Consider the following 26,119-nt stretch of genomic DNA (forward strand, 5'->3'; position numbering starts at 1 on the left):
TCAGTTCTAATAAATCGGCGCCAAGCATAAGGGAAAAAAGAACCGGCAACAATGTAGCGCTACCATCAAATTCGGCTCAATGGATGGCAGAGGCACTACAGAATGAAAGAGGCAATAATCAAGCTATGAGCCAATAAATAGCTACCAGAAATAAGGTAACGCCCAGCAATAATCGGCTGCCGATAATCATGAATGGCCAGTAAGATAGCGGAAGTGGTCAATGACATACTGCCTAGAAAAGCCAACAGCGCTTGCTGCGTATGTTGTAGTAACCATAGCTCTCCAGTAACCCAATTTAGCTGCAACAACACCATCCCCATGATCACTACAGGGAAAATAAGCCGATCGATTTTGGGTAATAGTAAGAAAAAGGCCACAATCCCCATAGCAAGTAGCATCGCCGCCAACCACCACACCACTTGACCGGAAAGCTGTAACCAAAAAGCAGTGCTATAGCAAAGCTGTGCAGCAATAAAGCTGGCGAAACAGATGCGTCGGCTGCGGTTAGAAATGTAAAGCCCATCCGCTAACATAGAAATCACTAACCCCAGTGATATCCACCACTCAAGTTGCCCGACTAAACCATCTTGGCTCCAGAGCATGACCACCAGAAGCAATAGCGAGAACCCAGAAAAAAACACCGCGGTCTTACGTTGATGGTTTTCACTCGCAGAGATAGTGATGAACCCAGATAACGCAACAGCAAGCCAGCTCCACATAACAACACCTCTATTTATTCGAAGGCTCAGTTTAGGCACGGCGCTTAAATTGTCCACCAGCTAAGAACAAAACTTGGATCTTGATTACGATTCATTCCCCTACCTCTTTGTGGTCCCTAACACTCAATTCTAACCATAAAATATGGCTGCCATTTATCAAACTGAACACGCAAACCAAGCTTAAAGGACAAAAACTACAACATTAAAAAAAACCAAAAAGACACAACCACCAAAACAACAATATAAACAAATAAAACAACAAGTTAAAAAGAAACACCGCAAGTAAAAATAATAAATTGAAACAGCAAAACTTAATTTAAAAAAGTTATTCACCATTTAGAGATAAAAAGGCAACAAACAGATGATAATCATTACCAACAAAAGCTCTCATCTTGTGAGAAAAACAAATAAAACAAAACTACAGCCAATATCATCACCAAACCCATCAAAATAAAACAAAACTTTATTGACCACTTTGTAATCATATTTTTAATTATTATAAAACAAATGCTTAGACCAAAATAAATTAATAAAGCCAAGAAAAACAACTCAAAAAACAACCAGCACAACAAACTCAGCACGCCCATAAACCATCAAAATCGACACCATAAAATTGTTTTTTATGCCCATTTTCAAGATCTGACTTGATCAAAGCATCAAAAACCTGCTATTCTGTAAAGCATAGTCACTAACATCACAGCAAAGGAGCAGAGTTATGATTACTTCTTCACAAAAACAAGGACTTGTAATGATCGCCGTTGTCGTTGGCCTAATGACTCTGCCAATGATGTACTAAGTCAAATACAAAAAAAGAAAGGGACGCCAATGGCGTCCCTTTTTGATTTCTGCTGCGAAAAAAACCACTAATTGGCTAAGCTTTCTACTTCTGTCGTAAAAACATCAATATTCACCAAGTGCTAATTTAACGCCTTAGCATGCCATTTCTAGAAATGCTTAGATAAAACATCCCAATGAGCATAATAGAAGAGCATCGCTGCTAGCGTAATTAAGGTCATGAGTGAAATAGCGACTCGCCATATAAAGCGACTGCTTCTCGGCGTTAGCTCCTTTTCACACTCATCACACACCGCTAGAAACTTACGACGACTATCGAGTTTGTAGTCATATTCATGAACGACTTTATTACGAATCGTCGCGATATAGCGAAGCTTACCAACTACGTTGTGAGGTAAACGCTCTTCACAGCTAGTGATTAGCTGATGAAGGCCTTTTCCTTCAGCATGGTACTGTGATCTCAGGAGATGCTCGATCTTTCGCGTGCGGGTTACAACACTATCAATATCCGACATCCACTCTCTCCCTGTAAATTAACTTCACTCTCCAGTTCCTATTTATGTTCAAAATGAACAAGTTGCAATAAAAATAATATCAAATGATCGACTGAACCCAATCTAGATTAACGACCAAATCATCAATAGCTTGTGATGTGGATCGAAGTTCTATTTGCCACATCCACAATATGTGGTTTATATCTCAGAGCATAGCCAACATCCCTATGAAAAAGTAGCTAGAATGCATACTGAGTTCACGGGGAGGAACTAATGCCAATTTCACTTTATTTCGCTGTTGCACTGCTTGGCTTGCTGGCAGGCTGGGTCTTTACTAATTTTTATCGCCGTCATATGCAAGGTGAAGATGCACCAGAACAAACTGTCAATGTCACCATACTTGATAAACAAGCTATCTCCAACGACGATGCTCAGCCCGGCCAAGAAGATCAAGAATATTGGATCTATGTACAAAAAGGAAAGATCGGGCCAAAACGCGAATTTCAAGTTGGCATTCATTACTTTCAGGCTCTCAATCCCGGAGATAAAGGGACTCTTACCTATCAAGGGGATAAATTTCTGCACTTTGCGATGAAGCGTTAGCACTCATTCCACGATTAAGGCAATAGCCATGCTGTCGCCTTTGAGCGCGCTAATAACCAACTTAAACCTAGCGCGCCAGCCCCACTCAGCAATATCCATAATGGAATCACCCATAATGGATGGCCTTGATACCAACCCAGCGCTTTCATCGGCCATAAAAAAATCGGATGCAATATATAAATCCCTAGACTGTATTGGCTGATGAATGCCACGATGGAATAACTACGTTGTGACATCTTGTCACTGAGATAGCGGCACACCACAAAGACCATACTTGCAGCCAATACTACATTCAGTGTTTTGTAGGAAAGCCAGCGCCCTACCGTATATTGGCCAGCCTCAACACTATTTGAAACCACCATCCAAACCGTTAGCATCAACGCAAAAACACCCAACCAGGTCAACACCATCACACTTATTCGGTTCAGTGGTAGCTTTTGATACAGCAAATAACCCAGAGGTAAATAACCACTATAGAGCCACATATCTGCACTCCAAGGGCCATCAATTTTGAGCAGGTAAAGTAATGTCGTTGCCAACCACAATGCAACAAAAGCATATAGCGCTTCGTCATTGCCGCGCTTCACTACCCATTGAAAGAAAGGGATCACAAAATAGAGTGGAATGAAATAGTAGAAAAAACCTAGGTGATAGTAAGTCGCGTGTACTGGACTTTGCTCAAGTACTTTGAGTGCCTCTTGCCCGTCAAACCCCGCCAATGACCATCCTGACAAATAGGCATAAAACAAAGACCAAACAAGAAACGGCAGCAGCACTTTGCCTAAGCGTCGCTTGATGTAATAACCCAGTTCAAAATCCCGCTTATCACTGAGCATCAACGCGCCCGTAATCAAAATAAACACCGGCACAGCCCAACGACTAATGCTGTTCACCGAAACGGCGGTTGCCCATTGGTCAAAAGGGATCGATCCCAACTCATTGCGGTAAGGCGCTAAAACATGAATAGCAATAACAGCGATTGCCGCGACACAACGCAAAAGGTCAAAAAAGCGAACGCGTTCTCTCATAAGATTATCAAACAAAGGGGTTATGCTATTGAATATAGCAATAAAAAAGCTGACTAAACCAAAGATACGTTACGGTTTAGTCAGCTTTTAGCAAGCAAGTCTTACAGTACATGCTCAGATAGAACGGATTATGCTGAAGCAGGATTAAGCTTAGGTAACTTTATTGAAATCACGGTAGTGATCGTTAAGAAGGCAAAAGAAACCCAAAGACACGCTGATAAGCCAGCCATTTGGAATACCCATCCAGAAAGGACGGTACCAATAAGTCGCCCCATCGCGTTGGCCATATAATAAAAACCTACGTCCAATGATACGCCATCACCTTTTGCATAACTGACAATCAAGTAAGAATGCAGTGATGAATTGACAGCGAAAACCGCACCAAAAATCATCAGCCCAACCACAATCACTAATTGTGGCTGCCAACCAATTTGTACGGCATAAGCGATTGCTGCTGTAATGACTGACAATAACGCCGCCCATGCAAAGGCTGCACTGCCATCTGGGACACGCCCTTGTTCTTTACCGGTGATTTTAGGGGCAAAACCTTGCACCAAACCATAGGCCATTACCCATAAAGCAAGAAAACTGCCCACCCATAGGTGCGACCAACCAAACACGCTACCCAAATAAATTGGCAGAGCAATCACAAACCACACATCACGTGCGCCAAACAAGAACATACGTGCGGCAGACAAAATGTTAATCGGTTCCGATTTAGAAAAAATCTGACGAAACTTAGGCTTCACTTTCGCTTTGCCTAAATCACTTTCAAGACCCAGCAAGCTGCCAATCAATACCAGCGTCAGAACAGCAGCCATGCTCAATACTGCCGCCTGAAAGCCCACCAGCGAAAGTAATAGGCCACCTATAAAGAAGCCGACACCTTTGAGTGCATTCTTTGAACCGGTAAGAATGGCGATCCATTTATACAACGCGCCTTGTTGATCATCAGGAACCAAAGTCTTGATTGAGCTTTTGGCGCTCATTTTATTTAAGTCTTTGGCGATACCCGACATCGCCTGAGCAAACATCACCCAAGGGATTGTCAGCCAAGCATTTGGCACCGCCAGCATCGCCAATGCCGCAATTTGCATTCCTAGGCCAAGGTTCATGGTTTTATTCAAACCCAATCTTGCACCTAACCAGCCACCAATAAGGTTGGTCACTACGCCGAAAAATTCATAAAAAAGGAATAACGAAGCGATCTCTAGCGTGCTGTAACCTAAATCGTGGAAATAGAGCACCACCAGCATTCGCAGGGCGCCATCCGTGACGGTGAAATTCCAGTAGTTAAACGTCACCAACATATATTGGCGAACACTTTTACTTAGATTGGCAAACATAACCCACCTTGTTTGTTCAGTAAAAAGAGCTTTGGGACACCCATGATCCAAAAGCTCTACACACTGTTATTCGCCTTGAGCAACTTGCTCGATATAGGCAATCTGCACTGGTTTCGTAAACGCGCCAGGACGCAAAGCTTGAACTTGTGCCACGATCTCACTGAGTGGCCAATCACGTTCTAAAAGCAAGTGTGCAGCAAGCAAACCGGTGCGACCAGAACCGCCCATACAGTGCATCGCCACTTTGCCACCTTTATCAACGATCTCTTGCAATGCAGGAGAAGCGGCTTGCCATTTGGTCATAAAGTTACCATCTGGCGCGCAATCATCTTCGATTTCAATTTGAAACCATTGCATACCCAGTTCTTGAGTCAAAGAGCCAAGCTGTGAAACGTTTTTCTCTGCCAGTTCTTTATAATCCAAAGCCGTCACAATCGCTTCAACGCCCTGCTCTTTAAGCTGCTCTAAGCTCTCATATAGCGAAGCATCTTTAGTGCCTGGGCAAGGCGTTAAGATCAATGCGCCTTCAGCAACGTCTAGTTGCCATGTTGGATGAGCTAAAATTGAATCTGTCATTGTTATTTTTCCTTATGCTAAACCAACAGTACGAACCAACTCGGCTGTGCGAGTGGCGTAACCCATTTCATTGTCATACCACGCATAAATTTTCACCATGCGCTTACCCACCATCATCGTTGACAGAGCATCAACGATGGTTGAACGTGGATCACCTTTGTAATCAATCGATACCAATGGGCGCTCTTCAAAACCCAAAATACCTTTTAGCTCACCTTGCGACGCTTCTTTCAGTGTTGCGTTGACTTCCTCTACCGTCGTATCACGCTGTACATCAAAGATAATGTCCGTCAATGACGCATTGGCCAGTGGTACGCGTACTGCGTGACCATTGATCTTACCTTCAAGCTCCGGAAAGATTTCCACAATCGCGGTGGCCGATCCTGTCGTGGTCGGAATCAAGCTCATGCCACAAGCGCGAGCGCGGCGCAGATCTTTATGCGGTGCATCCAAAATAGTTTGCGTGTTGGTCAAATCATGAATCGTAGTAAAAGCCGATTGCTCAATGCCGATTTTTTCTTGAATCACTTTTACAATTGGCGCGATGCAGTTTGTGGTGCATGAAGCTGCGGTCACAATGCGATGAACGTCTGGATTAAAGATAGCGTCATTTACCCCAACCACAATGTTTGCTACGCCTTCTTCTTTAACAGGAGCCGACACCACCACGCGCTTAACACCTTGCGCCAAATATTTATTTAGTAGCTCAGTTTTACGATGTTTACCGGTCGCTTCAATCACCACATCACAGCCAGACCAATCCACGGCATCAATCTCTTTCTCACGTGTGGTTTTGATGCGCTGACCAGCAATCAACATCTCATCGCCTTCCACAGTAACCTCGTGATCCCATCGACCTTGAACTGAATCGAACTCAAGTAAATGCGCCAGAGTATGGCAATCACCCGCAACATCGTTTACCAAAACAAACTCCAGCTCTGGCCAATCGAATGCAGCGCGAAGTGCAAGACGACCAATACGGCCGAATCCGTTAATACCTACTTTAATAGTCATAATCGAGTCTCTTTCTACGTTTATTGGCAGCAAACAGGACGAGCCTGAATCGCGTTAAGTCTATCTATGTCTTGCTGGTACTCTGTCTTTAAACAATTTGACGCAACAAGATCGTCAATCAATTTATTCATCCATCCAGGTAAAGACGACGAACGACGATAAAACACCCATTGCCCTTGGCGTACATCCACCAAAATACCGGCCGATCTTAGCTGAGCAAGATGACGAGAAATTTTCGGTTGGCTTTCATTGAGTGCTTGAGTTAAGTCACCAACACACAAGCACTCCTCACGCATGATTAGCATTAAGCAACGTACGCGGGTTTCATCGGCAAGTAATTTGAAAAACTGATGTGGCAACATAAATACATACTCATATATGGATATACGCATATATTTACCTATTAATGCGCACAATGCAAGAGCCTAATGCACTCTGTCATAAAAGTTTCATGGAATAGAAAGAGAGGCGATAGCACCGGAAGGTGATAGCTTTAGCTAACCTGTTGAATAGTTTGGCTCCACTGCTGAGCTTCAGCAATTTTAATCATTACATCATCCATAGAAAGATTGAGTAATTCACACGCCTCTTGCATTCCTTGCCAGTCCGCTTTTTCATAACACTCTTCAATAGTGAGCAAAATACCGTAAGGTCCTTGACGCTCTAGCAACGCAAGTTTGATGGCTTGGTTGAGTGGTAATTGCTCAACGAGATGCTCAATAGAAAGATCAAACATGGCATCTAAGATCGAAAATAAGCCAATAAGAAAAGCTTGATCTTTATGCTGTTGAAAAGGATTCGTGTTGGACATCAGCGAACAAAATTGTGCTCGCTGTAAGGAAAGATTGAAAAGCTCACGGGGTTTTTTACTGGAAACGAACGACGCAACGGCCAATGAAACAAACATTTTAAGCCGATCTTGCCCTAAATAAATTAATGCCTGACGAAATGAGGAAATGGATACCTCTAACCTTTCCGACAATGAATTAACAAAATGCAATAGCTTGTAAGAGAGTGTGACATCTTTAGAAACAATCCCTTCTATGCGCTCAAAGTTGACTTCGGGTTGGCAAACCTCACGAAATAACTCCATCGCGATCAACTGCTCGGGGCTAATATAGCGCTGGCGTACCATTTCAGGTTTGCTAAAAAAATAACCTTGGAAGAAATGAAAGCCAGCGGCACGGACTTGGCTAAATTCTTGTTCAGTTTCGACTCGTTCAGCCAAATATTTACGCTTACTGCCTTGAGCAATGCGTTGACGTGCAAATTGACAAGCGGCTTCTAAGCCCATGGCAGAAATGTCTATTTTGACAATATGTACCAATGGCAAAAAGCGCTCCCAAGCTGGGCTATAGACAAAATCATCCAAGGCAATCATATAACCTTGCTGCTTCAATTCACGTACAGCCGCAAACAACTCATCTGTCGGTTCGCAAGTCTCAAGCACTTCAATAACAATTTTGTCTTTCGGTAAAGCCAAAGGAAGACGACGGATAAGGCTTTGATAGGGGAAATTGACGAAGCAGCGAGAATGAGCGATGACAGGGTTAGTGCCAATGCTCAAAAAATTTTCCGCGATCAGGCGATACGTAGCGCGATTGGATTCAATATGTGCCGGATAAGCATTTTTTTCACCGTCACGAAACAGCAGCTCATACCCTAGGGTTTGCCGCCTCGCATTCAGTATTGGTTGCCTCGCCACATACGTATGTTTCATCAATCCACTACATTATCATTACTATCAATTATTTAGGTCTTAGCTGTCGCTAATAATGCCCCACATCCCACGAACATGGAACCGAATACTTTGTTGATCTTACCCATCACACTTTCAGAACGAATGAAGCGTCCCATTTGTGATGCCAAAGTCGTGTAACCCAGCATCACAATTGCGTCAATCACCACAGTTGTCGCTCCGAGGATCACAAACTGTATCACTTGCGGCTTAGATGGATCGATAAATTGAGGAAAAAGCGCCACAAGAAACACGATCGATTTAGGATTGGTTAGATTGATCAACACAGCGTTGCGCATTAAATTCCAACCCGTTAAGTGCAAATCGCTGCTGTTGGTCGATAAACTGGCTTGATCACGCCACTTTTGGATTCCCAGCCACACCAAATAAGCAGCACCAACCCATTTGATGATGGTAAAGGCCATTGCAGACTGAGCCACTAACGCACCAATACCAGCGCCAACCAACACAATATGAAAGGCTAAACCAATTTGCAGGCCAACGATCGCACCGAGTGATTTTCGCGTGCCGTAGCTTAAACCATTGCTAATGGAATTCACGGTTCCTGAGCCGGGTGCGAGACTGAAAACAATCGCTGTGACGATATAAGCCAACCAAACATGAAAATCCATGGTATTTCCTCTCGACTAAACTTCGTTAGCCACACATAATTTAAACTCGTTGTACTACCCAATAGATGTTAGGGCCAACAAAACATGACTACAGAGAGCGCAATCATTCAGCTTCCTTATACTCAAGAGTCTCATTTTGAGCAAGCAATCAATAATGAAGTTGCAGAGCTATGGCACAAGAGAAATGAAGGCTTTATAAAGTCAGCAGACAAGCGCAAACTTTTCTGGATTTCACTCACTGCAGAGCATCACTCTAAAGCGATTGTAGTCGTAAATGGCCGCATTGAATGTACCTATAAATATCAAGAATTGTTCTTTGACCTGTTTCAGCAAGGATACAACATCTATGCCTACGATCATCGTGGCCAAGGTCTATCCGAGCGTTTAATTGACAATCCGGAGATGGGCTACGTTGGTGAATTTGATGATTATGTCTCGGACTTGGCGCTCTTAGTTGAGTTTTTTGATTTATCGCGCTATCAGAAACGCTTTTTATTGGGTCACTCAATGGGAGGCAATATCATTACCCGTTATATCCAAACGCACAGTGACCACCCCTTTAATGCAATGACAGTGACGGCTCCTATGTACGGTATGAATATCGCTTGGTATTTAAAGCCGGTCGCGATGCTGCTTAGCCAAGTGCTGACCGCACTGCGCAGTGAGCCAAGTTATGCACCTGGGCAAGGGCCTTATTACCCAAAACCATTTGAGGGTAATTTGCTCAGCCAAAGTTCAGTCCGCTATCATTGGTTTCGCCAGTTATATGATGCTAAACCAGAATTGAAAATTGGCGGCGCCAGTACTCGCTGGGTATGGCAAGGTTTAATGGCCAGCAAGCAATGTTTGCTGCTCACTCGTCAAATAAAATTGCCTTTCTTACTGATTCAAGCTGGAGACGATCAAATCGTATCTAATGCAGCTCAAATACGTTTCATCAAAAAGTTGGCTCGAACCAATCCCCAATGCGCATTAAAAATCGTCTATCATGCACGCCATGAATTACTGTTTGAGATCGACGAATATCGAAATCAAACGTTACAAAGCACATTGGATTTTTTTGCACAACATTGATCTGAATGACCGCTAAATAAGGAAAAGGCGTGGTATTTTTTTACCCTCTTTTTCATGGCTAAATTCGAGTAAACTGAACATTCTGCAATACGATATCTCGTGTTGCCGCAGTATGTTCAAATGAGGGCAATATGACCACCACACGCAAAGACACTCCTTTCCAATTAGTAGCTTCTGATCTTGACGGCACGCTTCTCGCGCCAAACCACCAGCTCAGTGATTTCTCTAAACAAACATTGAAAGATCTGCACGACAAAGGCTACACCTTTATCTTTGCGACTGGCCGCCACCATGTTGATGTTGCAAGCATTCGCGAGCAAGTGGGGATTCCGGCTTATATGATCACCGCCAATGGCGCACGTGTACATGATCAACAAAACCAGTTGATGTACAGCAACAACGTACCAGGCGAATTAATTGCTTCTATCATTGAGACAGTGAAAGTTGATCCGGAAATTTTTGTTCACATCTATCGTGATGATGATTGGATGCTGGATCGTGATGATGAAATGCTACGTGATTACCACAAAGATTCTGGTTTTACTTACACGCTATTCGACATCAATAATCCGCCGACCGAAGGCGTGGCAAAATTGTTCTTTACTCATCCAGCACAAGATCATGAATACCTGGTGTCGTTTGAAGAAAAACTCAATGAAAAGTTTGGCGACACATTAAACATTGCCTTCTCGACACCTTGGTGTTTAGAGGTTATGGCTGCTGATGTATCAAAAGGTGACGCGCTGCAAGCAGTCGCTGAATCAATGGGTTTTAAACTGGAAAACTGTATCGCATTTGGCGACGGCATGAATGATGTTGAAATGCTGCAAATGGCCGGTAAAGGCTTAGTGATGGAAACATCACACCAACGAGTAAAGGCCGCCCTACCAGATAACGAAGTGATCGGCAGTAACGCCGATGATGCAGTTGCACATTACTTGCGTGAACATTTATTCTAAATCGCTCATTAGTGATCAAAAGGCAGCTCTGGCTGCCTTTGTTGTTTTTATCGCAACCATTTAATCTAACCCGTCCATTCCTTTTCCGTTATGGGCAACTTTTCCCTATCGTTCGATGTCTATAAACAAGAGCTCTGGTTCAGCTTTCAATAACCAGCCATAATAGCTCTTGATGACAGTTCGTATAAGGAAGAGAAACATGAAGGCGCTGAAAACCCCAGTCGCAATCGCCAGCCTACTGGCATTACAAGCTTGCTCTGTGTTCGACACAAGCCCTGCACTTACATCGGCGCAAACAAACCAAGTAAAGGCCAGTTTAGACCAACCGAACTCCATCAAACCGCAAACGTTTATTATGCGTGGCGAAGTCATTCTTGGTCATGAAGTCAGTTCAATTCAACCCTGTGGCAGTGAACAGCAATATTGGCTTTCACTCGATAATGACAAATTTCAACAAGGTATAAAACTGCTCAATGCCCCTTATCAACCAATGTATGGCGAGATGATTGGCCACTTAGAAACCTCGGGGAACGAAGGCTTTGACGCTGACTACACCGCCCGTTTTGTGGTTGAGAAGGTCAATATGCTCACTGCAGAGAATCCACAAAGATGTGAGCGACCAACACAAAACACTCGCGCCTTTGGCAACGAACCGTTCTGGTCGCTAGATTTCACCACCACCCATTTGAGCTTTCAGCCTATGGGAGGCGAAAAGCAAACATTGGCGATAACCACCTCACGCATTGAGCCGAATCGTCGTCGCTACGACTTTGCACAAGGTCAATTGGAACTTAATCACCGTAGCTGTTCTGATGGTATGAGCGATAGCCTTTATGGTTGGAGTGCCAACTTGCAGATCAATGATAAACGCTACAATGGCTGTGCAACGTTATCCAATGCCGATGCAACCCAAGATTGGGTGGGCGTTTACCAAGCCGCTTCAACCCAAAATAGTACCTTTAGCATCAAACTGGATGTACATCCTGATCATACCGCCACCACCACATATCAGTATCAAGACGGCAGTAGTGACTCAGTTGAACGTGGTTATTGGCAACAACTTAATCCTGACCAAGTTCAAGTGGTCATGACTCATCATCAACAGCAGCCCTTACTCTCTGAACGCCTATTTACTCGCGATGCTGAGCAGCTCAGCGCTAAGAAAGAAAAAGTTGGGGATATCATTTATCCGATTGCCGATGGTGGTTTAGTGTTATTTAAATCCCAAGCAGAAAATTCTGTTAGCGCCGCAGCATCAACGCAAAGCAACCCACGAGCCATCGCCTCAACGGCCGAATTCAATCCTAAAGTGGATCGCGCCATCAGGGATTACTTTAAAACAGAAAACATCGTTCCTGACAACACTCGCTACCGTTGGCTTACTTATGATTTGAATGGGGATAGCCAACCTGAATTACTGGTGCAACTCGATTGGTGTGGTTCCGGTGGTTGTACGTTACTGATTTTTGCCCATAACGAGCAACAGTGGCAATTCAATAGTCGTATGACATTAGTTAATACACCGCTAAACCTCGGCCAGAAAAGCCAACATGGTTGGCGCGATTTAGTGCTTTTTGTCAGTGGTGGCGGCGCTCAGGCCAATCAACATGTCTTACATTTCAATGGCAAACACTACCCGCTAAACCCAAGTATTGCTCCAGTCGCAGGGCTCAGCGATATCAGCCAAGTGCAATTATTTAGTGATGGTTTAACCCCACACCAACAAGGGGTACAGATGTAATGCCTCTGCCATCGACAAACAAAAATGAAAATGGTGCCTGTGCCGGTTGCGGCCTGCACCATCAATGCGTCTGCTCGCACCTGCCTAAGTTTGAATTCCCCGCGCATATTGCGCTACTGTTGCATGAAAATGAATTAGCCCGAGAAACTAATACCGGCCAATGGCTTTTGAAAGCCATCTCTTCCACCAGCATGCATATTTGGCAACGCAAGCTGCCTTGCCCCAAACTACACGCGATGATCAACGATCCCGCTTACTGCGCTTATCTACTGTTTCCCAATGACGAGAGCATTGCGCTAAGTGATGCCTATCACCAGGCCGAGCAGGCCTCTAGCTCGAAAATCCCCTTATTCATTGTGTTAGATGGCACATGGCAGGAAGCAAAAAAAATGTGGCAAAAGAGCCCATGGCTCCAAGTATTGCCAAGCGTGCATTTACTGCCACAACAGCAATCTAACTATCAGTTGCGCCGCAATCAACAGCAAGGACATTTATGCACGATTGAAGTAGGAAGTTGTATTGTCGAAGAGTTAGGTTTTGCAGTACAAGCGCAGCAACTGAATGACTTTTTCCAGCACTATATGCGCGCCTTCCAAGCCGATAAAAGTGGCCACGCCTTAAAAAGCTAAAACGCGTATGTGGTGGTGCGGATGTTATAGCTTGAGTAAGGCATCTAATCGATGAATCTCGATGTCTGGTAGTAAACTAGCATGGCGTGCTTGAGTTAAGGACACGCCTTGATCGTTATACCAACAGGCTTGAAAACCATTCCGTTTCGCGCCGGCGACATCCGTATTGAGGTGGTCGCCAACGTGCAAGATTCGTTTCGCTTCTATTGCTAAATACTGCTGCGCTTTAACAAACATATCCGCATGCGGCTTAGCATAACCATCACGTCCACCTTTTAGCACTAAGCTAAAATAATCACTCAAGCCAATACGCTCTAAATCAACATTACCATTGGTGATTGCGACCAATGGTCTTTTCTCTGCTAACTGAACCATCACGCGATGCGTCTCTTGGGGAACAATAAAATCACTGCGGTGTTCAAGTGTGATTTGCAGTAAATCATCCGCCGCTTGGTGTGCTTGAGGCGACGAATAACCCAAGAGCATCAAGCCTTGCGCAGTCGTGCGGTGACGCCACTGCGTCAGATCGCTATAAAGCCAGTTATCTTGTTCCGCTAGAGATATCTTTAAGTCAAACCACCACTGTTCTGATTGCGTAGCGGAGATCGGGTGATGGTGATGAAACCACTGATTCACTTGCTGTGTCATCTTACGAATCACCAGCCGGTTATCGTATAAGGTGTCATCAAGATCAAAGCTCATTGCCTCGATCGGCTTAAGTGAACGGTAAAATTTCATCATGCCACCTTCTGATTAATAGCAAACCCATCATTTGCTCGGTTTATTTCTTTTTTGCTCGCGGATGAGCTTGGTCATACACTTGCGCCAAGTGCTGGAAATCAAGATGGGTATAAATTTGCGTGGTTGAAATATTCTCATGGCCTAGCAGTTCTTGTACTGCACGCAGGTTATTACTCGATTCCAGCATATGGGTTGCAAATGAGTGACGCAATTTGTGTGGGCTAATATGGCTCGCGACTGATTGTTTTTGCCCCCACTCAGCCATGCGCTTTTGCACATTACGGTGAGAAATACGCACTCCGAGCTTAGAAACAAACAGCGCTTTTTCATCACTATTGGCTAAGCCAGAACGAACTTTTAGCCATTTGCCTACCCACTCTTTGGCCATGCCTGAAAATGGCACTTTACGTTCTTTATCGCCTTTACCGACCACGCGTAACTCACCGCTAAACAAACTAACATCTTTCAGGTTTACACTGACCATTTCGGCTAAACGCAACCCTGCGCCATACATCAATTCCATCATGGCACGATCACGAATTGAAAGCGGATCATCATCGGTCACTTCAAGTAATTGCCCCACTTCATCGACATCAAGGTTTTTCGGTAATGGGCGTTTTTTTCTTGGGGCTGAGACCCCTTTGGCTGGGTTAGCGGTTAACTCGCCACGTAACAAAAGAAAATCAAAGAAACTCCGCAGACAAGAAAGGCGGGTCGCCAAGCTACTGGCTTTCATCCCTTCCCGCATGCCTTTACTCGCTAATTGGCGAACCCAAGCAGCATCGACTTGCGTCCAATCATTTAATCCCATACTACGCAGATGCTGCGCCATGGTTTCCAGTTGCTGTTTGTAATTTCGTTGGGTATGAAGGCTAAGCCCTTTCTCGCTTCGCAGATATTCATAGAAACGGTCTAAGGGCTGTTGAAGACTATTAGGCAGAGGTTGTACTGATTCGCTCATTGCTGTCCACTTGCCAAGGTAGTGTCGCGATTACATGTGAAAGCACCGACGCTAAATGGCGTAAAAACAAAGTATCCATATGGGGTTGGAAGTGGCCGCCATCTTCACTGGAAAACGCTATCAATCCCTGAGTTTTTCCTTTACTTAAAGGTAGCACAACATAAGAGCCTAACTCTGGCGAACGGCTGTGCTCACCAAATAGCAACTCTCTATCAGCTTTACGCATTCGGCCTAAATACGCAGATTTACCATTGAGGTTGTTGGTTGCAAAACGCTGATAATGGTCCGGTATAATCCGGTTACGTAGCGATGGCGAATCAAATAAACGCACATAAGCGACTAAATCTAGGGATTTGGCCTTATTCTCAATCGCTTCAATCGCATTGAACAAAGCTTCACTCTTCAGCACCTGTTCTTGCAGATCCATAAATTCATGGAAGGTCTTATCGTTGTTTGCCGCAAGAGACATCAAACCGGTAATTTCTTCTTCTAACTCTTCAATCCGCTGTCGCTGGCGATTCATTTGAATATGAACCAAAGACACCGCACCTTGCTCTTGATTAGCCAAGGCTAAACGGTCCACCAGTTCACGGCGCCCAACAAAGAAATCTGGATTGTCACGCAGATACTCTGCAACCACTTCTGCAGTCAATGCATCCGCTTCTATTTGAGACACAAAACGATCCTTACTTAACAGTTAATCTGACCATCATAAACATGGCTTGCTGGCCCAGTCATATACAATGGGCTATCAACGCCTTTCCAGCGAATATTAAGCGTGCCGCCAGGCAACGAAACCGTGACGTTCTCATCCAGTAAACCTTGCAAAATACCCACCGCAACCGCACCACAAGCGCCACTGCCACAGGCTTGAGTTTCGCCCGCACCACGTTCATAGACGCGCAATTTAACTTCACTGCGATTGATCACTTGCATAAAGCCGGCATTCACTCGTTCAGGGAAGCGCTCATGGGACTCTAACAGTGGTCCGAGTGTTTCCACATCCGCAGTGTGTACATCATCAACGACCGTAACGACGTGTGGATTACCCATGCTCACAGCACCACAAAAAAGCGTTTTTTCATCGGTGCGCAAAATATAGGTTTTTTCCATTTGTTTGGCTTTAAATGGAATTTTACTCGGCTCAAATTCAGGCACACCCATATTCACTGTGATCTGATCATCCTCTTCACAGTAGAGAACCATTTTGCCTTTCTTGGTACTGACACTGATGCTGTACTTGTTAGTGAGCCCTTTCATACGAACAAAACGGGCAAAACAACGAGCACCATTGCCACATTGTTCAACTTCACTGCCGTCAGCATTAAAGATACGGTAGTGAAAATCAGTCTCTGGGTCATATGGCGCTTCAACCACCAGTAGCTGGTCGAAACCGACACCAGTATGACGATCCGCCAAACGGCGGATCAAATCAGGTGAGAAAAAGATGTTTTGAGTAATGCAGTCCACAACCATGAAATCATTACCCAAACCATGCATTTTAGAAAAATGGAAATGCATACAGTCTCTATTACTCCGGTAAAACGCTCTCTAGCGCCCAAAGGCTTGTGAGTTCTTCGCGTTGACGTACAAGGTGCGCTCGATTGCCATCAACCATCACCTCTGCCGCACGGGTACGCGTATTGTAGTTCGACGACATAACAAAGCCATAAGCGCCTGCAGAGCGTATTGCGAGTAAATCACTCGGCTCTAGCGTCAATGAACGGTCTTTGCCTAAGAAGTCACTGGTTTCGCAAATCGCACCAACCACATCATAATCCGTGGCTTCACCATCACGAGGATTTACAGGCACGATGTCTTGCCACGCTTGATATAGCGCAGGACGCATCAAGTCATTCATTGCCGCATCGACAATGGCAAAATTTTTGTGTTCAGTGTGCTTAAGAAATTCCACTTTGGTCAGCAACACACCGGCGTTGGCACAAATGGCACGGCCCGGTTCAAAGATCAATTCAAGATCAAGATGGTTGTCTAAACGACCCAACAGTGCTTTGGCATAATCTGATGGTTGCGGAGGCAATTCATCACGATAAACCACACCCAAACCACCACCGACATCCAGGTGACGAATATTGATACCTTTCGCTTTCAGCTCATCAATCAGCGCCAACAGACGATCGGTCGCATCGATGAAAGGTTCAAGGTCAGTCAACTGTGAACCGATATGGCAATCAATACCTTTTACATCAAGGTTGGTTAACTGCGTGGCAAGCTCATACACCACTGGTGCACGATCAAAAGCGATACCAAATTTGTTTTCACGCAAACCGGTTGAGATATATGGGTGGGTCTGAGCATCAACATCTGGATTAATGCGCAGTGATACTGGCGCTTTGACACCAAGCTCTGCAGCTACTTGGTTTAAACGCTCAAGTTCAGGTTCAGATTCAACGTTGAAGCACTTAATGCCCAGCTCTAGAGCGCGCTTCATCTCTGCTTCCGTTTTGCCTAAACCAGAGAACACGACTTTACTAGGCTCACCACCCGCAGCGATAACACGCTCAAGCTCACCGCCTGAAACGATGTCAAATCCCGAACCTAAGCGGGCAAGTGTGTTTAACACCCCAATATTAGAATTGGCTTTGACCGCGAAACACACTAAGTGTGGGTGTTCACCGACTGCTTTATCAAAAGCATGCCAATGACGTTCTAGCGTAGCGCGTGAATACACATAAAGTGGTGTTCCAAATTGCTCTGCTAAGTCAGATAAAGGAACCTCTTCGGCCCAAAGTTGGCCATCATCCTGATAATTGAAGTAATCCAAAATTGCTTTCCCTTTTAAGATTTTCTTTGTCGACTGACCGACATCACTTGCCGATATTAGTTTTCTTGAGACTGCTCATTCTGCGGAGCGTCGTCTGGCATGTAGAGTGGGCCTGTTTGACCGCAACCTGCCAAACCCAACATTGATAGTAAAAACAGAGCTAAGATTGATTTTTTCATGGGGCTAATCGTGATTATTATTCCAATGCCCCCTATAATCGCACCACACTCAAGAAAAGCAATAGGATAGACAAGATGAACGAGACAGAATTTCATCAACTTGCGGACGAACAAATGCAAATCATCGAAGAAATGATTGATGATTCTGGCGCGGATATCGATTTCGAAACCTCAGGTAACGTGATGACACTTGAATTTGAGAATCGCAGTCAAATCATCATCAACCGTCAAGAACCAATGAAAGAGATTTGGTTAGCATCGCGCTCTGGTGGCTTTCACTTTGCTTACGTTGATCAGCAATGGATTTGTTCAAAGACTGGCGTTGAACTCATTAGCATGGTTAAAGAAGAGTGTGAAAAGCACGCTGATGAAGAGATCGAATGGGTCTAAGCGAACCCAGTTCACCTTTGCTAGTACCTTTATAAAGCACAAATAATAAGAGCACCCTGATGGTGCTCTATTAGATTAAGCGTTGATCGCTCGATTAGGCTTGGTGTACGTCGCACCATCATTGCGGTATGGTACAATATAAGGCTCTTCGTCGTGGTTATGAACGATCTGATAGTATTGTGGTAAATTGAAGTTGATCAGCTTAGAGGCCATTTGGCTATCATCACGAGCAGACGTATAGAAACTATTCACGCTCGCGATCATCTCATCTTTCTCACCGTTAAACTGGTGATACACTTCCACCCGATTCGATTCATCAAGCACATAAATATTAAAGCCCTGCTCATTATCTTCGAAGAAGAACTGCACCAAACCTTCACTGGCGTAGTTATCCACGATTTCTGGCAGTTGATAATCTTGATCTTTATCCAACATCAATAACGGCGAACCCTTAAGTTTGTTGGATGAAATACTGCGGTAGAAATCAACCGAGTTCTCCAGCATTTGTACCGAGACACCGCGACGTTCAAAGAACAAGCCATACATCTGTTGAGCAATACGCAGCGCTTTAAAACGACGACGTTTTTCTTGTTCTACGGGCTTCAAACGCAGATCAATACACTCAGCTAGCAGCTGATAGACCATATTGCGCATGACACCACGCAAGTTTTTGCTATAGCAGAACACATCCACCGACTCAGGTGGTAACGCATCTTGGTGCATTTTGCCTAATACGGTTTTCAAGGCATCCAGCATCGCCGTTTCACCTTGAAAATGCAGTGTTCTCACTTCATGCCAAGAGTTGCGATAAACTAAATCAACGCTGCCGACCAAACATTTCTGTTCTGGGCCGTAACTAAAGATATCAATATTTTTCAAATCAACTTTCAACGACTTGCCACTTAACTCGGCAGTAGGATCGTTTTCAAAGTTGATGAACATCGCCAGTTGGCTGATTTCACACGGGCTCGCAAGTGCTTGCATGGTTGGGCGACGTTTGCGCAATGAAAAGGTATTACGCAAATCACTCACCATCTGATAAAACTTATCAATATCCAAGTAAGCATCGCGAATAACCGAATTTAAGCGTGTCGATTCAGTGATCAAACCATTGAAAAATGCCCATGCCACCAATTTACTTAAGTATTCATTATGCTCAAGATGCGGCTGCCCAAGGATACGCATAGGTTGCAACGGTTGCTTGTAGAGGTACCAACCTGACTGGTTCGTACGCCCTTGCGGTACTTCAATAAAAGTCAGGTCAGGCTCATGCAGATCAGGGGAAATCTGGGGGTTCAGCAAGGTAACTTTACCCGGCAGCACTTCAAACGCCGCATAAAGCTTGCGAGCCAAAATACTAATATCCTGAGGACTGATCGCCGAAGTAATGTCATTACGGCGAGCAAATTGAATCAAATTACGATAGCTCAACATCAATGCATCAAGTAACGCATGGTGGACGACCTTAACTTGCTCCACTTTCCAATGTCGACGATCATCAAGCTCAACAATGGTCGCGTGTGGCCAATGCCATTGCTCAACCATTTCGTTCATCGCTTCACGACGCCAAGCCACTGAACCTATACCAGGCTCACGTGATAACTTTTCATGAGTCTTAAGGTAAAAACAACGACGCACTAAATCCAAACGAGTTGTGTCACCAATTCGCTCTAAATAGCGAGTCACCTTCTCAAGCATTAGATAATACGCATCCATACCATATAGGTCGGGTTCGTCAGCAAAAAAGCGACGTTTGGTATCAAGGCTAAGAAGTTGTGTATTTGGATACTCCCACGAATACGCCTCTAGTAAGATCGCTTTAAGCACCGACTTATAAGGTGAGTCGATACTCTTGTACAACTGCCATAAATTCGAACCAAAATATTCTTCAGCTGGAATTCGGTTAAGCTGACCAAAGTCAATCCAAGTAGAGCAATCTATTGTGCCCGCTTGGCACAAACGCTCTACGTATTCGTCGTAGCATTCTTCCATTTCTGGTGGAACAACTTGCCATAACAATCTTTGTCCTGCCAAGCGTACTGCACTGCGGTAAAACTCATCCAACAACAACATGTGCTGTGAGGAACCACAGTTATCACCGGTCATTTCTTCCGAACGGTTAGACTTAAAGCGCTCTTCATCCATGATGAAAAAGTTCGCTTCAATACCTTGGCTCTGTGCCCAATCAGTGATCAGTAGACACTTATTATTGAGATTTTCACGCTCATCGTGGCTCATCAAAGGCGACACACAAACCCAAATGTCTAAGTCACTTGAGGTGCTTTGTCCAATGGATGAAGTACTGCCCATTGTATAGAGCGCTAAAATCGCAGGGGTATCACGAGAGGAAAGAGATTGGCCGATGGTGAGTTCGGTGTCTTCAATCAGCTGACGCTGAACTGAGTTTGGTTCAAGGCCATAAATACCATACGGTACTTGCGCGTCATAATAACCAGGGAACACCGGGTGATTGTAGTGCAGAAGGACAGGAATAAGATGAAAGACTCGCTGAGCTTGCAAATCCATAAGCGCCAGCGCGCGATCGATTCGCTGCTGGTTCAAGTTATCTAGTCTTTGGATCAACTTCTCAGTGTAAGCCTGCAAGGGTTATTCCTTGAATGATTTTATATTCGACGCCTTGGTCGAAAATTCGCCTAAAGCACCAACAAAACGTGATCAATCTATCATTTTTATTTGAATTGGTAAAGATTTGTACGATCGAATCTACATTGTTTTGCTGCTCAACTTCCGTCGTTCACTCAGCCCATAGTGTGGTATGTAACTGCTTTTTCTTATAATAGCCTAGTCTATAAACGGGATTGCTATCACACTATTTTGACAATAATGTGCTACAGAATCGGGAATTATCCTTAGCTTGCAATCGCAAGTAAATTTTTCACCCACACAATGGTAGGATAAGCCTATTCACCTTTAAATTATCGCAGGCGATTATGACACACTCATCTCCAATCCGAATTGCAACACGCAAAAGCCCACTCGCTCTTTGGCAAGCATATTTTGTTAGAGACGCACTGCAAGCTGCCCACCCTGGTTTAGAAGTAGAGCTGGTGACCATGGTAACCAAGGGCGATATCATTCTTGATACTCCGCTAGCAAAAGTCGGTGGTAAAGGCTTGTTCGTGAAAGAGTTGGAAGTGGCGATGTTAGAAGGTCGTGCAGACCTTGCCGTTCACTCGATGAAAGATGTACCGGTTGATTTTCCTGAAGGGCTTGGCCTGGTTACAATTTGTGAGCGTGAAGACCCACGTGATGCTTTTGTTTCCAACACTTACAACAGCATTGATGAACTGCCGCAAGGCGCCGTAGTCGGCACTTGTAGCCTACGCCGCCAGTGTCAAATTAAGGAACGCCGCCCAGACATCATTATTAAAGACCTACGTGGCAATGTAGGGACCCGTCTGGGCAAACTAGACGCTGGCGAATTTGACGCCATTGTTCTTGCAGCGGCAGGACTCAAGCGTTTGGAACTCGAAGAACGCATTCGTAGTTTCATGGAAGCGGAAGAATCATTGCCTGCGGTTGGTCAAGGTGCGGTAGGCATTGAATGTCGTTTAGATGATGAACGCTTAATTAAGCTGCTTGAACCACTTAACCACAAAGATACTGCCGATCGCGTGCTGTGTGAGCGCGCGATGAATCTCACCCTTGAAGGCGGCTGCCAAGTACCTATCGGTAGTTACTCATTATTAGACGGCGACCAAATCTGGCTCCGCGCTCTAGTAGGAGAGCCTGATGGCTCACAAATTATTCGCGGCGAAATCCACGGCCCACGAACTCAAGCAGAAGAACTCGGTATCACACTGGCGAATCAACTGTTAGACCAAGGCGCTCGTGACATTTTAACTAGGCTCTACGCTGACCACGAGTAATCACCATGACAGTGTTGGTCACTCGACCAGGTGAACAAGGGAAAGCGCTTTGCCATCAGCTTCAACTGCATGGCGTAAAAGCGCTTCATCACCCACTGATTACCATCCAAGCTGGAGAACATCTCTCCAGCTTACCTCTTCAACTTCGTGATATAGATATTGTTATCGCGGTCAGTCAACACGCAGTTAAATTCGCCCGCCGAGTGCTTACGGATCAGCAGGTCGATTGGCCTCAATCAATAACTTACCTTGCCGTTGGTCAAAAAACAGCACACTATTTAGGCAAAGCAGTACAACAAAACGTAAACTATCCAGAAGTAAGTGATAGTGAGCATTTGCTGAGCATGCCTCAACTTAACGATATTGTCGGCAAGCGTATCTTGATATTGCGTGGCAATGGTGGCCGTGAACTCATTTTTGACACACTGATACAACGCCAAGCTCAGGTAGAATATTGCGAAGTATATAAACGAGAAAATCTCGCTTTCCGCTCAGAATTAACGGTACCACTCTGGCAAGATAACCAAGTGGATCGACTAGTGATTACCAGTTCCGGGCAACTTAACTTTTTTATCCAGCAAACGATGCCTCAATACCAGAGCTGGTTACAACAATTAACGCTTTTTGTTCCAAGTGAACGAATTGCAAATGAAGCGCGACGTTTTGGCTTCCATTCCGTCGTCAATACAGGAAGTGCTTCAAACCAAGATTTATTGGCAACTCTCTGGCCAAACAAACAGGACGAGAATCATGACAAGTAAAAAAAACAACGATCAGGTTGAATCAGAGAAAGAAACCAAAGCGACCATCGATGAACAAAAACAAGAACAGCTAAGTTCATCAAAACAAAGCGAGCCGAACAAAGACACCACAGATAAAAACCAAGCGGTGGGTTCACCGTCGCCCCCACCTCAAGCAACACCCAATAACCAGCCTCCAAAGTTTGAAGAGAAGCAAGGTAAACGCGGCGTAAAGCTGGGGGTAGTCGCCATCGTGCTATCTATCTTATTCGGTGGTGGTTTAACTTATCACCTGCAACAAAAAGACGCTCAATACCAAGCACAGTTAGATGCGCTGCGTAATCAACTAGAACAAACTCAGTCTTCTCTACGCAGTGAGTTGGCTTCTGCAGAAAAAGCGACTATCGCAAAAGCAACTGAAGTCACTCACCATGCTGAGACCATTCTAGCGCAACAGCAGAAAAGTATTGAGAGCCTGCAATTGGCTATTTCTGATGTCAAAGGTCGTCGTCCTAACGACTGGTTACTTGCAGAGGCGGATTATTTAGTCAAACTTGCCGGTCGTAAATTGTTTTTAGAACATGACGCGGAAAGCGCGACTCAGTTGATGGAAAGTGCGGATCAACGTATTGCGGCACTGAACGACCCAAGCTTAGTACCGCTGCGTAAACTAATGGCAAAAGACATCACCACACTAAAATCAATCCCTTTCATCGACCGTGATGGCTTAGTGTTACGTTTAACGGCACTTCAACAACAAGTCGATGAATTACCATTAGCAAACGCTATTTTGCCTGAAGCTCAACCCGAGCAACCTAAAGAAGTCTCGCAAGACATCTCCGACTGGCAAAGCAATCTTAAAACCTCACTTAAAGATTTCTCTGAAAACTTTATTACCTTCCGTTCGCGCGATGGCAACATCATTCCACTGCTCTCACCACAGCAGCATTTCTATTTAAAAGAGAATATGAAAGCCAAGCTGGAAACTGCTATTAAAGCGGTTTATATCGAACAACAAGACATTTATGTTGCAGCTCTCGATACCGCTGAACAATGGTCTCAATCTTTCTTCGACCCAGACAGTAATGCCGTTAAAGAATTTGATAAGGCGCTGAAGCAGCTGAGTAAACAGAATGTTCAAGTGGACTATCCGGTCAAACTACAAACTCAGCAAAGCTTATCAGATGTGATACGCGACAGGTTACGTCGTGAGGTCAGTACGTTAGGAACGGAGGATAAATAATGTTTCGACTGATATTCCTCTTTATTGTTCTCGGGGCCGGGCTTTTTGTCGGCAGTCAATATTCTGGTCAACAAGGCTATGTCCTGATTTCAGTCGCCAACCAAACGATTGAGATGAGCGTGACAACCTTAGTGATCTTCATCATCGCTGCATTGGCTCTACTGTTCGGTTTAGAGTACTTAATCAAGAAAGTATTTTATGCAAGTTCAGCGACGTGGAACTATTTCAGCGTGCGGAAAATGCGTCGCTCTCGTCGCTTAACCAATGAAGGTATTATTAAGTTACTAGAAGGTGATTTTAAAAATGCTGAGAAGAAAGTAACGAGTTGGGCGAATCATCATGATATGCCTCTGCTATGCTATTTGGTTGCTTCAGAAGCTGCGCAAGGTCTCGGCGATGATGCCAAGCGCGATCACTATTTACAGCTGGCCTCTGAACAAAAAGATTCCCGCTTAGCGGTTGAGCTTACTCGAGCAAAACAGCAGTTACGCGAAAGTCGCTTTGAAGACGCTTTCGCCACTCTTTCTGATTTAAAAGGTGAGTTTCCAAATAACACTGTCGTGCTCAACTTACTTAAATCGGTTTATGTTGAGTTAAAGCTTTGGCAATTGTTACTAGACCTACTACCAAAACTGAGCAAAGCGAAGTTGATCACCAAAGAAGAACAACAGCAACTAGTGCAACGGGCAGAATGTGGGTTACTTACGGAAATCGCAGAGCAACAAGGTAGTGAAGGTTTGATTCAACACTGGAACTCACTTCCTCGTAAAGTCAAAGGTGACCTTCACTTAGTGGAATGCTTTAGTAAGCAATTAATCATGCGTAAAGCGGACGATAATGCCTTTACCATTATTAAAGAAACACTCAAAAAGCATCCAAATGCCGACCTCTATAAATTGCTGCCTGAGCTCAATCTTCTTGATAGCCATCCAGCAGAAGTCTTCTTAGAAGAGACACTGCGTAAGGATGCCAACAATGCGGAAGCCCATAGCGCCCTTGCACAATTTCATTTACGTAGCCAAAAATGGTCGGAAGCTCAGCAACACTTTGAAAAAGCACTTGCTCAACGATCCAATGTTTCAGACTACGCTTACCTTGCTGATTCGTTAGAGAAGCAAAACTTTAATAAAGCGGCGCATGAAGTGTCTAAAAAAGCACTTACTCTCGTGAGCAACAAGTAGTAATTAAACAATCATCTAACCATCGAGCCGGCAGTAATGCCGGCTTTTTTATATCCAAATAAACTGTTCACAACGCATTCACATAGCATCAGATACCATATAAGAAATACCTATGACAGAGGCTCAACTATGAACAAAATAACTCCAATCCTCATTCTCGCGACCTCTCTAGCCTACGCTTCAATAAGCCACGCAACCCCTTTAGACAGCGCTAAACAAAACTATCAATCCCTTTGTAGCTCCTGTCATGGAAAGCTTGGTCATGGTGATGGTATAGCAGCAAATGGATTAAAAGAAACACCATCCAATATCTATCAAGAACTCAACTCTTGGTTTGAAACAGAAGCTGAGCTTATCGATGTAGTATTGAATGGTAATGAAGAAATGCCTGCATGGGGAAGCGTTCTGGATCAACAGCAAGTAAAAGAGATCTTTGCTTACATTGAGCATATTAATCAAGATAAGTAGCAGGGCAAAAAACCTCATTAGGCCGCAGACAACATACGTCTATGTAGACTCAAAGAGTGGCTTAAAATAGAGAATAGAAAAGCATGGTAGTGGCTAATCAGAGCTTCAATTAAGTTTCTAAGCAACACGCCCCCTAGCGTGACAGGCCGCTAAGCTCTTCAATAAAAATCCTAACCAACTGAACTGCCATCAC

27 protein-coding genes are annotated in these 26,119 nt (G+C 44.4%); 11 read left to right on the forward strand and 16 right to left on the reverse strand.

The genetic code is table 11. The annotated features are described in order from the left end of the window. Positions 1 to 95: 95 nt before the first annotated feature. Positions 96 to 719 (reverse strand): lysoplasmalogenase, encoded by a 624-nt coding sequence (locus tag RH85_RS15250; protein WP_006713596.1) that lies wholly within the window; start codon positions 717 to 719, stop codon positions 96 to 98. Between the two features lie 944 nt (positions 720 to 1,663). Next, the gene (locus tag RH85_RS15255) at positions 1,664 to 2,029 is read right to left on the reverse strand and encodes a hypothetical protein (protein ID WP_006713597.1); all 366 of its coding nucleotides are present in this window, start codon (positions 2,027 to 2,029) and stop codon (positions 1,664 to 1,666) included. Positions 2,030 to 2,281: 252 nt separating this feature from the next. Between RH85_RS15255 and RH85_RS15260 the strand changes: the two genes are divergently transcribed. Then, positions 2,282 to 2,611 (forward strand): DUF2500 domain-containing protein, encoded by a 330-nt coding sequence (locus RH85_RS15260; protein ID WP_006713598.1) that lies wholly within the window; start codon positions 2,282 to 2,284, stop codon positions 2,609 to 2,611. A gap of 14 nt (positions 2,612 to 2,625) precedes the next feature. Here the strand turns inward: RH85_RS15260 and RH85_RS15265 are convergent, their stop codons facing one another. The 7 genes from RH85_RS15265 to rhtB all read right to left on the reverse strand — a co-directional run bounded on the left by RH85_RS15265 (position 2,626) and on the right by rhtB (position 8,945). Beyond that, the gene (locus RH85_RS15265) at positions 2,626 to 3,639 is read right to left on the reverse strand and encodes an acyltransferase (protein WP_006713599.1); all 1,014 of its coding nucleotides are present in this window, start codon (positions 3,637 to 3,639) and stop codon (positions 2,626 to 2,628) included. 128 nt (positions 3,640 to 3,767) lie between these two features. Beyond that, positions 3,768 to 4,985, reverse strand: a complete 1,218-nt coding sequence (arsJ, locus tag RH85_RS15270; protein ID WP_006713600.1) for an organoarsenical effux MFS transporter ArsJ — start codon at positions 4,983 to 4,985, stop codon at positions 3,768 to 3,770. 66 nt (positions 4,986 to 5,051) lie between these two features. After that, positions 5,052 to 5,567 carry a cyclin-dependent kinase inhibitor 3 family protein gene (locus tag RH85_RS15275; protein WP_039949149.1) on the reverse strand — a complete coding sequence of 172 codons (516 nt, stop codon included), beginning with the start codon at positions 5,565 to 5,567 and terminating at the stop codon, positions 5,052 to 5,054. Between the two features lie 6 nt (positions 5,568 to 5,573). Beyond that, the gene (locus RH85_RS15280; RefSeq protein ID WP_006713602.1) at positions 5,574 to 6,575 is read right to left on the reverse strand and encodes an ArsJ-associated glyceraldehyde-3-phosphate dehydrogenase; all 1,002 of its coding nucleotides are present in this window, start codon (positions 6,573 to 6,575) and stop codon (positions 5,574 to 5,576) included. Between the two features lie 20 nt (positions 6,576 to 6,595). Next, the gene (locus RH85_RS15285) at positions 6,596 to 6,937 is read right to left on the reverse strand and encodes a metalloregulator ArsR/SmtB family transcription factor (protein WP_006713603.1); all 342 of its coding nucleotides are present in this window, start codon (positions 6,935 to 6,937) and stop codon (positions 6,596 to 6,598) included. Positions 6,938 to 7,068: 131 nt separating this feature from the next. Next, the gene (locus tag RH85_RS15290; protein ID WP_006713604.1) at positions 7,069 to 8,295 is read right to left on the reverse strand and encodes an EAL and HDOD domain-containing protein; all 1,227 of its coding nucleotides are present in this window, start codon (positions 8,293 to 8,295) and stop codon (positions 7,069 to 7,071) included. A gap of 32 nt (positions 8,296 to 8,327) precedes the next feature. Continuing rightward, a complete protein-coding gene (gene rhtB, locus RH85_RS15295; protein WP_006713605.1) occupies positions 8,328 to 8,945 on the reverse strand; it encodes a homoserine/homoserine lactone efflux protein in 618 nt (205 codons plus the stop codon). An 84-nt stretch (positions 8,946 to 9,029) separates the two neighbouring features. Here rhtB and RH85_RS15300 point away from each other — a divergent pair, with 84 nt between their 5' ends. The 4 genes from RH85_RS15300 to RH85_RS15315 all read left to right on the forward strand — a co-directional run bounded on the left by RH85_RS15300 (position 9,030) and on the right by RH85_RS15315 (position 13,348). After that, positions 9,030 to 10,019 (forward strand): alpha/beta fold hydrolase, encoded by a 990-nt coding sequence (locus RH85_RS15300; protein WP_006713606.1) that lies wholly within the window; start codon positions 9,030 to 9,032, stop codon positions 10,017 to 10,019. A 131-nt stretch (positions 10,020 to 10,150) separates the two neighbouring features. Then, complete coding sequence (locus tag RH85_RS15305; protein WP_006713607.1) at positions 10,151 to 10,978, forward strand: Cof-type HAD-IIB family hydrolase; 828 nt, start codon at positions 10,151 to 10,153, stop codon at positions 10,976 to 10,978. 199 nt (positions 10,979 to 11,177) lie between these two features. After that, positions 11,178 to 12,719, forward strand: coding sequence for a COG3650 family protein (locus RH85_RS15310; protein WP_006713608.1), 1,542 nt, complete (start codon positions 11,178 to 11,180; stop codon positions 12,717 to 12,719). Next, a complete protein-coding gene (locus tag RH85_RS15315) occupies positions 12,719 to 13,348 on the forward strand; it encodes a tRNA-uridine aminocarboxypropyltransferase (protein ID WP_006713609.1) in 630 nt (209 codons plus the stop codon). Before RH85_RS15310 ends, RH85_RS15315 begins: the two co-directional genes overlap by 1 nt. A gap of 24 nt (positions 13,349 to 13,372) precedes the next feature. Here RH85_RS15315 and yigB read toward each other — a convergent pair whose 3' ends face one another. Genes yigB through lptM form a run of 6 tightly spaced genes read right to left on the reverse strand, consistent with a single transcriptional unit; the run spans position 13,373 to position 18,014 of the window. Beyond that, the gene (gene yigB, locus RH85_RS15320; RefSeq protein ID WP_006713610.1) at positions 13,373 to 14,086 is read right to left on the reverse strand and encodes a 5-amino-6-(5-phospho-D-ribitylamino)uracil phosphatase YigB; all 714 of its coding nucleotides are present in this window, start codon (positions 14,084 to 14,086) and stop codon (positions 13,373 to 13,375) included. Between the two features lie 43 nt (positions 14,087 to 14,129). After that, complete coding sequence (gene xerC, locus RH85_RS15325; RefSeq protein WP_005600028.1) at positions 14,130 to 15,050, reverse strand: tyrosine recombinase XerC; 921 nt, start codon at positions 15,048 to 15,050, stop codon at positions 14,130 to 14,132. Next, positions 15,022 to 15,726, reverse strand: coding sequence for a DUF484 family protein (locus RH85_RS15330; RefSeq protein ID WP_006713611.1), 705 nt, complete (start codon positions 15,724 to 15,726; stop codon positions 15,022 to 15,024). Before RH85_RS15330 ends, xerC begins: the two co-directional genes overlap by 29 nt. Before the next feature lie 14 nt (positions 15,727 to 15,740). Next, a complete protein-coding gene (gene dapF, locus RH85_RS15335; protein ID WP_006713612.1) occupies positions 15,741 to 16,571 on the reverse strand; it encodes a diaminopimelate epimerase in 831 nt (276 codons plus the stop codon). A 10-nt stretch (positions 16,572 to 16,581) separates the two neighbouring features. Continuing rightward, entirely contained in the window at positions 16,582 to 17,835 is a 1,254-nt protein-coding gene (lysA, locus tag RH85_RS15340; RefSeq protein ID WP_006713613.1) for a diaminopimelate decarboxylase, read from the reverse strand. 56 nt (positions 17,836 to 17,891) lie between these two features. Further along, positions 17,892 to 18,014 (reverse strand): LPS translocon maturation chaperone LptM, encoded by a 123-nt coding sequence (lptM, locus tag RH85_RS23750; protein ID WP_005600024.1) that lies wholly within the window; start codon positions 18,012 to 18,014, stop codon positions 17,892 to 17,894. A 75-nt stretch (positions 18,015 to 18,089) separates the two neighbouring features. On the opposite strand from lptM, the gene cyaY reads away from it, so the two are divergent. Continuing rightward, entirely contained in the window at positions 18,090 to 18,404 is a 315-nt protein-coding gene (gene cyaY, locus RH85_RS15350) for an iron donor protein CyaY (protein WP_006713614.1), read from the forward strand. Between the two features lie 75 nt (positions 18,405 to 18,479). Here cyaY and RH85_RS15355 read toward each other — a convergent pair whose 3' ends face one another. Beyond that, positions 18,480 to 21,008, reverse strand: coding sequence for a class I adenylate cyclase (locus tag RH85_RS15355; RefSeq protein ID WP_006713615.1), 2,529 nt, complete (start codon positions 21,006 to 21,008; stop codon positions 18,480 to 18,482). 347 nt (positions 21,009 to 21,355) lie between these two features. Between RH85_RS15355 and hemC the strand changes: the two genes are divergently transcribed. The 5 genes from hemC (at position 21,356) to RH85_RS15380 (ending at position 25,926) form a co-directional block, all read left to right on the forward strand. After that, a complete protein-coding gene (gene hemC, locus RH85_RS15360; protein ID WP_006713616.1) occupies positions 21,356 to 22,294 on the forward strand; it encodes a hydroxymethylbilane synthase in 939 nt (312 codons plus the stop codon). A 5-nt stretch (positions 22,295 to 22,299) separates the two neighbouring features. Next, complete coding sequence (locus tag RH85_RS15365; RefSeq protein ID WP_006713617.1) at positions 22,300 to 23,055, forward strand: uroporphyrinogen-III synthase; 756 nt, start codon at positions 22,300 to 22,302, stop codon at positions 23,053 to 23,055. Continuing rightward, positions 23,045 to 24,277, forward strand: coding sequence for a uroporphyrinogen-III C-methyltransferase (locus RH85_RS15370; RefSeq protein ID WP_006713618.1), 1,233 nt, complete (start codon positions 23,045 to 23,047; stop codon positions 24,275 to 24,277). Before RH85_RS15365 ends, RH85_RS15370 begins: the two co-directional genes overlap by 11 nt. Then, positions 24,277 to 25,458, forward strand: coding sequence for a heme biosynthesis protein HemY (locus RH85_RS15375; RefSeq protein WP_006713619.1), 1,182 nt, complete (start codon positions 24,277 to 24,279; stop codon positions 25,456 to 25,458). Before RH85_RS15370 ends, RH85_RS15375 begins: the two co-directional genes overlap by 1 nt. A gap of 129 nt (positions 25,459 to 25,587) precedes the next feature. Next, complete coding sequence (locus RH85_RS15380) at positions 25,588 to 25,926, forward strand: c-type cytochrome (protein WP_006713620.1); 339 nt, start codon at positions 25,588 to 25,590, stop codon at positions 25,924 to 25,926. Positions 25,927 to 26,119 lie beyond the last annotated feature (193 nt).

This window comes from Vibrio ichthyoenteri ATCC 700023 (assembly GCF_000222605.1).
Lineage (GTDB): Bacteria > Pseudomonadota > Gammaproteobacteria > Enterobacterales > Vibrionaceae > Vibrio > Vibrio ichthyoenteri.